Source organism: Rhizobium leguminosarum (genome assembly GCF_004123835.1).
Lineage (GTDB): Bacteria > Pseudomonadota > Alphaproteobacteria > Rhizobiales > Rhizobiaceae > Rhizobium > Rhizobium leguminosarum_M.
This window is the reverse complement of record NZ_MZMU01000019.1, coordinates 233,177-245,490: the sequence shown is the minus strand read 5'-3', so window position 1 is coordinate 245,490 and position 12,314 is coordinate 233,177. Positions and strand designations below refer to the sequence as shown.

General features: G+C 56.0%; 10 protein-coding genes. 3 read left to right on the top strand and 7 right to left on the bottom strand.

Annotated elements, in window-relative coordinates; translation table 11 throughout:
• Window positions 1–28 precede the first annotated feature (28 nt).
• Together B5P46_RS28045 and B5P46_RS28040 are read left to right on the top strand one after the other, a co-directional pair.
• Entirely contained in the window at window positions 29–487 is a 459-nt protein-coding gene (locus B5P46_RS28045; RefSeq protein ID WP_129421574.1) for a glucuronosyltransferase, read from the top strand.
• A complete protein-coding gene (locus tag B5P46_RS28040; protein WP_017961662.1) occupies window positions 484–960 on the top strand; it encodes a glycosyltransferase in 477 nt (158 codons plus the stop codon). The genes B5P46_RS28045 and B5P46_RS28040 overlap by 4 nt, the downstream gene beginning before the upstream one ends.
• 42 nt (window positions 961–1,002) lie before the next feature.
• On the opposite strand, the gene B5P46_RS28035 is transcribed toward B5P46_RS28040, so the two are convergent.
• The 4 genes from B5P46_RS28035 to B5P46_RS28020 all read right to left on the bottom strand — a co-directional run bounded on the left by B5P46_RS28035 (window position 1,003) and on the right by B5P46_RS28020 (window position 7,024).
• A complete protein-coding gene (locus tag B5P46_RS28035) occupies window positions 1,003–1,698 on the bottom strand; it encodes an SGNH/GDSL hydrolase family protein (RefSeq protein ID WP_129421685.1) in 696 nt (231 codons plus the stop codon).
• Between the two features lie 150 nt (window positions 1,699–1,848).
• Complete coding sequence (locus B5P46_RS28030) at window positions 1,849–3,156, bottom strand: HlyD family type I secretion periplasmic adaptor subunit (RefSeq protein WP_029872369.1); 1,308 nt, start codon at window positions 3,154–3,156, stop codon at window positions 1,849–1,851.
• Window positions 3,157–3,171: 15 nt separating this feature from the next.
• Complete coding sequence (locus B5P46_RS28025; RefSeq protein ID WP_129421573.1) at window positions 3,172–4,938, bottom strand: type I secretion system permease/ATPase; 1,767 nt, start codon at window positions 4,936–4,938, stop codon at window positions 3,172–3,174.
• A gap of 475 nt (window positions 4,939–5,413) precedes the next feature.
• Window positions 5,414–7,024 (bottom strand): right-handed parallel beta-helix repeat-containing protein, encoded by a 1,611-nt coding sequence (locus B5P46_RS28020; RefSeq protein ID WP_129421572.1) that lies wholly within the window; start codon window positions 7,022–7,024, stop codon window positions 5,414–5,416.
• A gap of 690 nt (window positions 7,025–7,714) precedes the next feature.
• Between B5P46_RS28020 and B5P46_RS28015 the strand changes: the two genes are divergently transcribed.
• A complete protein-coding gene (locus B5P46_RS28015; RefSeq protein WP_129421571.1) occupies window positions 7,715–8,410 on the top strand; it encodes an Ig-like domain-containing protein in 696 nt (231 codons plus the stop codon).
• Between the two features lie 148 nt (window positions 8,411–8,558).
• Here the strand turns inward: B5P46_RS28015 and B5P46_RS28010 are convergent, their stop codons facing one another.
• Genes B5P46_RS28010 through B5P46_RS28000 form a run of 3 tightly spaced genes read right to left on the bottom strand, consistent with a single transcriptional unit; the run spans window position 8,559 to window position 12,301 of the window.
• Window positions 8,559–9,263: a hypothetical protein gene (locus B5P46_RS28010; RefSeq protein ID WP_129421570.1), complete on the bottom strand. Its 705-nt coding sequence runs from the start codon at window positions 9,261–9,263 to the stop codon at window positions 8,559–8,561.
• Window positions 9,263–11,539: a polysaccharide biosynthesis tyrosine autokinase gene (locus B5P46_RS28005; RefSeq protein ID WP_025395618.1), complete on the bottom strand. Its 2,277-nt coding sequence runs from the start codon at window positions 11,537–11,539 to the stop codon at window positions 9,263–9,265. The genes B5P46_RS28010 and B5P46_RS28005 overlap by 1 nt, the downstream gene beginning before the upstream one ends.
• Before the next feature lie 51 nt (window positions 11,540–11,590).
• A complete protein-coding gene (locus B5P46_RS28000) occupies window positions 11,591–12,301 on the bottom strand; it encodes a sugar transporter (RefSeq protein WP_206735416.1) in 711 nt (236 codons plus the stop codon).
• Window positions 12,302–12,314: the final 13 nt, after the last annotated feature.

Sequence of the window (12,314 nt, the reverse complement as noted above, 5' to 3'; positions counted from 1 at the left end):
ATCGGTCAAATATAGGAGATGCCTGTTTATGACTGAGAAAAAATTGAAGGTTCTCGCTGCCTCGTCGGGAGGCGGCCACTGGGAACAACTGATGGCCATGCGCGGCGCATTCGATGGCTGCGATATCGTCTTTGCAACGACCATCCCGGGACTGCTTGCAAAATACGACATTCGGGGCGGACTAGTCCTTCCCGATTGCAGCCGCGACTCGATTACCATGTCGATCCGGTGCTTTTTCACCGCCTTCTCCATCGTCATCAAACACAGGCCCGACGTCATCATCTCGACCGGTGCCGCACCCGGCCTTTTTTGCCTGCTGGCCGGCAAATTGACGGGCAAGCGGACGATCTGGATCGATAGCGTCGCCAATGTCGAGAAGCTGTCCCTATCGGGTAAATTGGCCGGCCACATTGCGACGCTCTGGCTCACGCAATGGCAACATCTGTCGAGGCCGGATGGCCCCCACTACGCAGGAGCTGTCCTTTGATCCTTGTCACCGTCGGAACGCAGCTGCCATTTGATCGCCTCGTCAAGGCTGTCGACACCTTCGCAAACGAACTGTCGAAACCGGTTCTGGCGCAGATCGGCAAGGGCACCTACACGCCACAGAATATGAAATGGATCAAGAATATCGAGCCCAAGGACTTTGACAACGTCTTTCGCGATGCAAGTGTTATCGTCTCTCATGCGGGAATTGGCACCGTGCTTACGGCCAAGCGTTTTGGAAAGCCGATCATTCTCGTTCCCCGACAGGCGGCTCTCGGCGAGCACCGAAACGATCATCAGCTCGCCACGGTGAGCCAGCTCGTGGGCCGGCCGGGCATCTATGTCGCACACACCGATGACGATCTCCGGAACTATCTGCTCGAAGAGCTGGATAGCCCATCTCACGAAGATTCGTCGGAAGCCGGTCGGGCTTCACTGGTCACCTATCTGAAAAACTATATTACGGCAGTCTGACCCCGAGAGCCGTCATAGCCTCTGACGCTTACGATCGAATTTTCATTCTCCGCAATTGTTGCCGGCGATACGTTTGGCGAGCTCAGGCGCAATGATTTTGGAGGCTATGTCGGGCAGAGGATGCACGCCATCAGGAATTGCCGTGGCCAGATCATCCGGCGTCAGACGCTCCCAATTGGGCCGGTGGTCGACAAACTCCAGACCACGTTTTTGCGCCTCCGCCTGATGTGCGGAGACGTAACTGTCGACAAAGGGACGGATCAGCCCACGCAATCCTGAAAACGGATTCATGGCCATGACGATGATCCGCGCTTGCGGCAGGCGCTGCTGCAGCTGGTCGAGGATGTCGCCGATATTCTTTCGGCTTTGCGCAAGCGACACGAACCGATGCAATGTCGCATCATTGGCGTAGAGCTCAATCAGGATGATATCCGGCTGCTCGGCAACGACGCGATCAATCTGGGTCAGAGCCCACAGTGACGTTTCACCGCTTTTTGCAACGCTCTCGACCTTCACCGGCTTCTGCAGGCAGGCTGCAAGCTCTGTCTCAAGGGCAGGCTGCCATCCCCCCCGCGCCGTCAAGGATGTTCCGAAGGCCACTATTTTCAGCGGCACAGGACTATCGGCATAGCCGTTCCTGACCGCCGAAAGCATCAACAGACACGCCAGAAACAGAACCAGTCCATAGGCCGATCGCCTCTCAGTCGGCACCGCTCGCCAAAACTGCAAACATATCATGAGGAGACCTTGCAGCAGGCTTGAGACAATTTCGTGAAATGGCCGCGCATGCCTGTTCGAGCAATGCGAAACCATCCAATCCCCATCCTGACGGATGACAACGGCTGCTTTGGGACGTCGAGGATCTTAACGACGCGAAACAGCCACCAATCACTCCTGGCGAAATACGTGCTGCATCTGATCGGTCAGCGGCTTCGTCAGATAGGATATCACGGTCCGATCGCCGATCTTGATGAAGACCTCCGCCGGCATGCCGGGGTAGAGCTTTATCGTCTTCATCCTGGCAATGCTTTCAGCTTTCGGCTTGACGCGCAGCGGATAATAACTGATGCCTGTGCGCTCATCCTTGACGATATCGGGCGCGATCGAGGTAATCTCACCGCTCACATCAGGCGTCGTGCGTTGATCGAAAGCGCTGAAACGCACATCGACGGACTGACCGACGTGAACCTGGTCAATATCGCGGGTGGCGACTTTCGCCTCGACCGTAAGCTCGTTATTTTCGGGAACGACGAGCATCAGCGTCTGACCGGGATCGATGACACCATTGACGGTGTGAACCGAAAGTTCGTGAACTCGCCCAGTCAAGGGTGCGGTAATGTCGAGACGGTGCAGCTGATCGACTGCGGTTCCGCGGCGCTCTTCATATTCGGCGATCTGCGCCTCGACGTCGGTCAGGTCCTTTGCAATCTCCGAACGACGATCCTCATCCAGCTGGATCGACTGGCGATCGATCTCGATTGCCTTACCCTCGGCCTCCGCCTTAGCTGCGATTTCCTGGCCGCTGTTGCCCTGGAGATCGGCGCGGGCGCGCTTGAGCGTATTCAAACGCTGAAGCGTGACGAGGCCCTTCTTGTAGAGCGTATCAATGCCCTCAAGCTCCTGTTCGATCAAGCCCAAGGCATCGTTGGTGGCATTGATCTGAACGACCAACCCCTTTACCTGCTCGCCCAGTTGGTCCTTGCGCGATGCCAACTGGCTCTTCATTCCGATAAGCGCCGTCCTGCGACTGTCGAACAGCTTCTGCTCGCCATCGAGAAGCTTCTCTGCGGAGGTGCTGGATGTCAGATCCCTGATGTTTTCCTCGACCTCGAACGAATCTGCCCCGATTCGTTCCGCCTTCAGACGGGCGCGGCGCGCATAAAGCTGAGCAAGCGTGCTTTCCACAATCGAGAGATTCGCTCTTGTCGTCGTCCCATCGAGCCGTATCAGCACCTGCCCGGCCGTCACATGGTCGTTTTCGGAAACCAGCAATTCCGACACGATACCACCTGTCAGGTGCTGCACCTTCTTGACATCACCGTCGACGACGATCACGCCCTCGCCGATGACGGCGCTCGAAAGCTCTGTCGTCGCCGCCCAACCGCCAATGCCGCAAACGAGGGCTATCGACAATACACCGACAACGGCAACATGCCGATTGAGGGAGCGTTTTGATTCACTGATAACCTTGCTCACAATCTTCCCTCTGACCTATTCGGCCGCATTCATGCCGTCGACCACGACTTTAAGCTGAGCCACGCGCTCGGCAATCGGCGTGCGCGCCGCTTCTGGCCGGCTGACTCTCGCCAGAACTTCCTCTTTGGGACCAAACGCGATCATGCGGCCGTCCTGCATCATCAGCACGAAGTCGCAGACCGCCAGAACTCCGGACCGATGCGCGATGACAACGACAATGCCGCCCCGCGCCCGCACGCTCATGATCGCAGCACTCAGCGCCCGCTCGCCTTCTTCATCGAGATTGGAGTTTGGTTCATCGAGCACGACGAGGAATGGTTCGCCGTAAAGCGCTCTTGCAAGCGCGATACGCTGTCTCTGGCCAGCCGAAAGCGCAGCACCGCCTTCGCCGATTTCGGTTTCGTAACCGTTCGGCAGACGAAGAATGAGATCGTGGACGCGCGCCGCCCTCGCCGCGGCAACCACCGCCTCAGGCGACATCTCCTTCGCGAAACGGCAGATATTCTGGGCAACAGTCCCCGAGAAAAGCTCCACATCCTGCGGCAGATAACCGATATGCCGGCCGAGTGCGTCACCGTCCCACTGGTCGAGTGCTGCGCCATCGAGGCGAATGGATCCTCTGACGGTCGGCCAGATGCCCATCATCGCCCGTGCCAAGGACGACTTACCCGAGGCACTGTAACCAATGACCCCAAGCGCGCTCCCTGCCCTTAGGCCGAAGCTGACATCGGAAATGACCAGGCGCTGACCCGCCGGCGGCCCGCTCGCCAGTCCTTCGACAGTGACTTGCTTGGTAGGCGCCGCGAGCGCAAGGGGGGCTGGAATCTCAGGAATGGTTTTCAGCAGGCTCGAAAGCCGCGCCCAGCTCTGCTGAGCAGAAACGAAACCACGCCAATTTCCGATCGCCGCTTCGACAGGCGCCAGGGCGCGAGAGGTCAATATCGAGCCGGCGATGATAATTCCCGAAGAGGCCTGCCCTTGAATGACCAGGATTGCGCCGGTCGCGAGCGTTCCCGATTGCAAAGCAATACGGAAAATCTTCGACAAGGTCGCATATCCATTGCCGACATCCGATGCCTGCCGGGTGATTGTCCGGTATTCACTGTTCTTGTGGTCCCAGATTTCGGCCATCGTCCCCGCCATGCCCATGGCGTGAATAACTTCGGAGTTGCGGATCGAGGTCTGCGCGAAGGCATTTCGCATATTAGCGGAGTCAGACTGCTTTTTTGAGAGCGTACGCGTTCCCTGATTGGTCATGAACGTCAGGATGGCGAGAACCAGCGCTCCACCGATCGCGATATATCCGATCGCCGGATGAAAGAGGAAGCAGATCACGATATAGAACGGCAACCAGGGCAGATCGAACATCGCTGTCGGGCCCTGGCCGGACAGGAAGGTTCTGATCTGATCGAAGTCGCGCAACGGCTGAAGCCCGTCGCCGCCAATTTTGACCTTCAACGGAGCCTTGATCAGCGCCCGGAACACGCGCCCGTTCACCATCTCGTCAAGCGCTCCGGCAACACGCACCAGCATCCTGCTTCGCAGAACCTCGAACGCTCCTTGAAACGTGTAAAGCATTAACGCAAGTATTGCCAGGACAGCCAGCGAAGGTATGCTTTTGCTGGGAATGACCCGGTCATACACCTCAAGCATAAAAAATGAACTTGTAAGGTATAGGATATTGATAAGCGCGCTTGCTATTCCAATGAAAACAAGCCCCCCCTTGCATTTCCTTAATGCTTTGGATGGCTCGCTGACATCAGCTGCTGAACTCTGAAACACGAAGTAATCCCTCTCTTACCGCATCGCACGAAAGCAAATATGCCGGCGCACACTCCAGCTCCGGGTCCATCACGCCCGATCAATGACACGACTGCCTTGGACCCCCGACACCGGCGCCGGACCCGCTTGGAAGCCCACGACCTATTACATGAATCCAACCAAAAAGTGACCAAAAATTCCAATTTATAACGAGCGGCTTCAGGGATTCTGACTTGACGCTACGCTAAATATACCAACCTAAGCAAGTGAAAATCGCAAATTGTCCAACAACGGCGCAGCGGAATGAACGCGTCGCGCGCATATGCGCGACATTTACTGACGCATTAACTATAAATTCAATCTATAGTTCATTTTTCCTATGAACGGCGGAAATATTTTTTTATCCGCATCTCCCGGCCTTCGACCGCCGACACCCTTCATCATCAAGCTTTCAAGTGTTGAATAGCCGGCCGGCGCTCTCTAAATTTGGCGTGATTCAAACCAGCAGGTGCGACGCTTGGCTGCTATGGAACGCGTCCACATTGATATACACGCCGAGCGAGTCGGTATCGATGTGAGAAGCGCCGTCAGAAATCTTGTATTGGAAGGATTCACTGACCTTTCCGCTGAGACCGGCGATTTTCACCGCATCGACGGTATAGGTGTAATCACCATCGCTCTCCACGTGGATGACGCCGTATTTCCCGGTCAGCGTCAGGCCATGCTTATCCACGGCACTGTCACCGAAGCGACGAAGCAGCACGGTTCCATTGATTGCGCTATCGTTTTCGAGGAGGTTGCCATGATAGGCGCTGCCCGTATCCGTAGAGATTTTCAGGCTGTCATGGGCTGCGACAATCCTGGGAACGGCGACGGTGGGTGCGGTCGGAACCTGCGCTTCGGCCGCGGGCGCCGGAGTGCTTGTCTGCGTCGGTGTTGACGGTTCGACATACGGCTCCACCGGCGTGGTAGGCGTCTGCTCATTGTTGGACTGGGTGTTGCCAGTCGCAGCGTCGACTTCGGCCTGCGCTTGTTCCAGCGTCTTATTGTCGTTGATCAAGAAGGTGCTCTGAAGGACAATTGCGACGGGCATCGTCAACGTCGACACCGCGCTGTCGATGATATTTTCATGGAAAGAGCCTGATGCAGGCCTGTCGACCTTCAGCGCCGAGGACGACAGGTCGTCAAAGACATTACCATAAATATCGATATCGGTGCGTGTATAGCTTGGGTAACCTGCAGCGCTGATCGACACGCCCCAGACGCCGTCATGAATATAGTTTCCACTGATATCGTAATTTGTCGCATTGCCCTGATCGCCAAGGCCGATACCGTAGGACCAACTATAGCCGCCGTATCCCGAGATGTCGTTGTCGTGGATGGCGATATTCGTGCCCGCGTTGGCACCTATCCCGAAACCGCCGCCGATCACGGTGTTGTCCTCGACTGCTGCATTTACAGCCCGAACAAGCACCAGGACGCCCTTTGCGCTATTGGTCTCAGTCTGCTCTAGGTGGTTACCCTTGATCAGGATATTGCTGCTGTCGTTCAACTGAACGGCGTCTGCCGCAGCGCCCTGGCTGTTGATGACCAGATTATTAACGATGGTAACGCCAATCACTTTATCCATCCAGATGCCGTCTCCATTTACCCCGGAAATCTTGCTGTTCTCGATGGTAATGTTCTGGCTGCTCTGGAAATTGACGGAACCGGGCTTGCCGGCAAGTCCGGTATTTTCGACCTCGACGTTGCGGACGGTCCAGTTGGAGACATTTCCCGCATATATCGCCGCACCGCCGGTATCAGCAATCTTGATGTTCTCCACGATGATGTTTGAAGCCTTCGAGCCGTGGATGCCGTCATTGCTACTGTGAATAACCGGCGCATCGCCAAAGCCGTAACTGCCAATTGTAATCGGAGAGCTGACAGTGCCGGAGTATTTCAGGTCGAATTGCTCGTTAAACACGCTTCCGGCGGCAAGCAGCACGCTGTCTCCCGGCTTTAGCCTCAAGGATTCGACAGCGGAAAGTGTCGCGAAAGCCGACTGCTCGCTCACTCCACTGTTCTGATTGGATCCTGTTGCCGAATTTACATAGTAGACGGTCACGCCCGTGATCTCCCAAAGATACTGGAAAATCTTTTACCCGCGGACCTCTCTCTGCCTGCTAAAATGGAACACTAAAATGCGTTCTATCTCGCGATAATTCTTACGCTCCCCACAAAACATCTTCATTTCTCGAATATTTTGCATTGCAACAAAAATTGCGTCGCACAATTATGACGATGTTACCCAATATCTCTAGTGTAATTAAGATCATTCTCCACGCATCGCATATTAGTTTACGCCAATTGCGCCTCGAGAGAAACATTACTTGATAAACAAATGTTACAAAATCATGGCATCAGTTACTTCCTCGAAAAGCAGACGCCGGTGCGGGAGCCGAAGCAAGACTGAGTTTTCAGGCTGTAACCCGTAGGGATTATATAAAGATCTCATCTGCGCATAAGCACCTCCGCGTATTCTTATAAATTGCTCCTGAATAAACATTCTTCTCCTCTGAAGAAACAGAGGTTCGCATCTATCATTTGGTATTTTCACTTATTATTAACGCAATAATTACCATGCGTTTCATCGCCTTATGCGTGTTACAGGTGTGTCATTATTGTACTATACACCCGAAAATGTTCACTTGCTGTTAACTGCACCCTTGACTCTCTGTATTAAGATATCCTTAATCGACCAGCTCGCTAAAGGTCAGAATTGACCTAGCAAAGAACAATTCGAGGAGAGACAGTAATGGCTATTCATGCAACAGATGATAGTGCAACATTCCTGGAAACCGACGCTATTTCCGGAAATCTGCTGGCGAACGATACATCCGATGGGAACTTGTTCCTTCGTTTCTTCGATCAGCAGGGCGTTGGCTCCAAGCAAGGCAACAGCCAGGTCACCGAAATCCAGGGCGATTACGGCACCTTCTTCGTCAAGCCGGACGGCAGCTATACCTATGTTCTGAGCGACGCTGCCAAGGTCGGCTTCACCAACGGTGAATTGCTCCAGGAGAAGGTCTCGTACAAGATCTCTGATGGTGCAGGTCACACCGATGTTGGCCTGTTCACCCTGAATATTCAGGGCGTAAGCCAGGTAAAGCCGATCGCTGTCGACGACAACTACAGCTTCACCGAAGGCGACGCCATCAGCGGCAACGCCCTGGACAACGACATTGCCGGCGACAATGGCCACCTCTTCCTCCGCCTATTCGGCACCACGACCATAAACGGCGACCCGAGCGCAACGACCGACGTCGCCGGCACCTATGGCACGTTCCATGTAAAAGCGGATGGATCATTCACCTATGATCTGACAGCAGATATCGCTCCGGGGGACCAGGTCACGGAGACCATCCAGTTCTACAAGATCTCCGACGGCGAAGGCCACACCGACGCCGGCGTTCTGACACTCAACATCACTGGCGCGGACGCAGAAGTCTGATCATCAATAGCCAATCAAAAAGCAACGCCCGCCGCGCAGACTGCGGGCGTTGTTTTATGCAAGTTGAATTCGGCCAAGAGAAAGAGCCGTAGCTGCTCAGCCTGCCGGCCACGATCTCGGAACTGTCTTTAAAAACCAGCCTTGATGATTACTTGCTGCAGCGCTGTCGGAACCGCGCCGTCGCGGCCTCTCCGACGCTCGTCCAGCTTCGATCGAAGATCGGGCGGAGCTGTGGGCTGATCTCTCTTATCGTGGCATTGACCCTGCAACGATCGCCCCGTTTCAGCATGGTCATGAGATCGCTATCGAGCGCGCGCTCTGCCGCGGCGAGTGTTGCATCGGTGAAATCGTTCCAGAAATAAAATCGCGTCAGGATCGTCACCTGGTCGTACGGCGCAAGCGCAACCGAACGCTTCATCATTCCCGCGACCGAGGCCGGCTCTTCCGCAATTGTCGACTGCACGGCCGCAAGACGAAGCCAAAAATTGCTGTTCGTCGGCATACACGAAAGCGCATGCCGCAGATACTGGCGTGCACTCGAGGCCGCAGCGGCCCAGCCGTCGTAATTGACATTGACATTCTGCCGATCGAGTTGCGCCAGAACGAGGGTTACGCCAGCAGCCACGATGTCGGATCGACAATAGTGTCCGTCAACGACGTCGACACTGCGCGACGCATATTTGGTCACGACATCATCCGCAACGGTCTCGCCACGCTCGATCCTTTCGGCGACGATCGAGATGCTGGCCGTTCTTATCGACGCGTACAGCTCTCGACCGGCCAGCACCACCAAGACGACGGTGACGATAACGAAGGCGATCCTGGTAATCGAAACGGACTGACTGCGGAACATCAGCTTTCGGTATAGTATCGCGAATAACGCTTATAATAATATTCGCTCGAACCGAATGTCCGGTAGAGTTTCATCTGCGACGGGTCGACCTTGGTCAATATGGTACCGACGCATTTCGCATAGAGTTCCGGCTCGGACAGCAGGGTCGACTGCACGACCTTACGCGATGTTTTTCCCCACTCGATAACGAAAACGACCGCATCGAGCTTCGAATTGATAGCGCGCGCATCCACAACCGGCGCCAAGGGTGGCAGGTCGACGATAATATAGTCGAAGCTTTGACGCGCCGTTTCAAGAAGCTGATCCATGCCGCGTGACGCGAGTAGCTCCGACGAATGCGGAACACGATATCGTGCCACCGTCGGCAAAAATGCGAGCTTTGTTTTGGGATCGAGAAGGATCAGATCCTTGAGCGGACGGCTGTCGACGATCGCCTCGAGCAAGCCGGCCTCGGCATGGCGGCCGATCGCCCGGGTGGCACCGGGATTGCGCATGTCGCCGTCGATAAGCAGGCAACGCGCACCCTGCATTGCCAGGAGCTTGGCAAAATTGATGGATGTCGTCGACTTCCCCTCGCCGGGCAAGCTCGACACGACGCCGATGACCTTGCAGCGCTGATCGGCAGCACTGAGGTCGATGGCAATCTTGGCGCTTCGAAGCGTCTCGGCAAATGCCGAGAGCGGATGCTCCTCGACATAGGTCGTGGTCTTCCCGCCCCTGGCGATGCTTCGCGGATTGCTGGGATCAACGAGCGTCGGATCGTCGACGTTATTTTCAATCAGCGGCATGACACCGAGAGATTCGACATCGAGCACATCCCGGACATCATCGCCGGTACGGAAGAACCGATCCCGGAATTCGCGGAAGGCCGCTATACCACTTCCAAATGCACATCCCACGAACATCGCGAAAGCAACGACGAGAGCTCTCTTCGGAGCGCTCGGCTTCGTCGGCGTCTCCGCCGTCGTGATGATGCGCGCAGCGGTAATCGGAAAGCTCTGCTGTTGAATTGCTTCCTGATAACGCGTCAAGAAGCTCTGATAGAGATTCTTATAGGTATCGCGCGTGCGCTCGAGTTCGCGAAGCTGCACCTGCGTTTCGCCAGCCGTTGCGGCAACGCCCGTCGCCTGTGTGACACTGTCGCGCAAAGAGTTTTCCCGTGATTTCGCGACCTGCAGCTCGCTTTGGTAGCTCTCGGCGATGCGGTTCAACTCATCGAACATGAGCCTCTTATATTCTTCCATTTCCGCACGAAGCCGAACCGCCTGGACGTGATCGGGACCGAGCCGCGCCTCAATTTCGGTCTCGAGCTTGGAAGCCTCCAGGTATTTCTTGCGTAGGTCGTTCGAAATGGAGCTATCGAGCACATCCGTGACGATCGCATCGGTCTGCTTGGCGTCGATGATCGACTTGACGCGCGCATATCTTGCCTCGGCCTTCGCTGTCTCGGCCTGCGCATTGATCAATTGGGTGTTGATCTCGGAAAGCTGCTGCTCGCTAATCAGCGTACCCGATCCGGCCTCGACAAGCCCATGCTCGCCGCGGAATTTCTGAACCGCAAGGTCGGTGTCCAGCGCCTGCTGTCTGAGCTCTTCGATACGCTCCTGCAGCCACTGGCCGGCCCGGCGTGTCGCCTCGTATTTCGAATTGAGCTTGTCGACGAGATAGACGTCGGCGATGGCAGCCGCGATATCACGCGCCAGATCGGGCGACTGCGCGGTATAGCTGACATCGAGGACATAGGAGCGACCGACGCGTTCGACGTCGATGTTGCCCGCGACGGTCTCCGCAGCGCTTCGCCGCTTCCTTTCCGGATCGGGTGCGACGGCTGCGTCATCGGCAAACCACGACCGAAAATTCACGAAGGATTTCAGCGTTGAGACAGAAAAAAGCGAGCTTTTCGGCGCCGTGAACACCGGATTGTCGACGAGTTTCAGTTTATCGACAACAGCATAGGCGATGGTGTCGGACTTCAACAGTTCGACCTGACTGAGGACAGTACCTTCGTCATCGTCCATCTGGCCGAAAGCCGCCAGCTGGTTGATCACCTGACTGTCGCTGCGGTCGATCAGCACGCTGGTGTCGGCGGTGTAGACAGGCACCGAAGTCAGGACATACACAATGCCGAGAATGGCAAAGGCGAAACCGCACGCCGCAACCATCCGCCACTGTCGGCGGGCGATTGCGATGAGCTTGTCGAAATCGATGAAATCAGCATCATTTCCGGTATCGCGGGAGGGGTCGATACGCGGCGTAAGTTTATCTGGCGATAGCAATTTCGATCTCCAACAAAGGCGTCAAGCGCTAAGATCTAAGGGCAATTCCAGCTATTGTATGACCGGGACACTCTGACTCGTCGACTCCGTCGTGTCGGTAGACGACTGGCCTCCCGCTCCGGTGCTGAGGATCGTCGTCGTTGTCGACGATGAATCATCTGCACCGGCATTCGAAACCTTCAGCGTACCCGCAGTCGTCGCAGCGCCGTCGAACGGCGTACCATCGTCCGCTCCAGGCCCGGTTTGTCCAACTTGCCCGTCATTGCCGATGCCGGATGCGGCAGCGGCAGTACTTGCACCCGGGCCGAGCGCCGCGGTCCCGCCTTCGGCAAGGACCTTCGCAAAGGCTGCAAGCAGCGGCGCTAGGTTCGGATCGGCGCTCGCCGCCTCGGCAACAGCCTTTTCGATCGCCAGCTTGAATTGCGGATCCGTCATCTGGCAGCTGTTTGCGGCCCGTGCGAGACCGGAGCCGATAGCCGCCATCTGTGCGGCACTGGCCTTCTTGGCCTGCTCGATCACTGGCGACAGCGCATCATTGCTGCTTCCAACCAGCGCGCGAACGCGCGATGACAAAACCAACGGATCGGACATGTCAAGCAGAACCGCCGGGCTAGCCGCAAATCCGCTGACATCGACGGAAGTCAGATTTGCCGGACCCAAGCAAGCAGCAGCAAAAGCGCTTGAATTCATGCCGGCAAACATCGCGACGACAATTCCGCTATATGCAAGCTTACGATAAACACCCGACCTTGCCATAACCATAGTCCTTCATCAA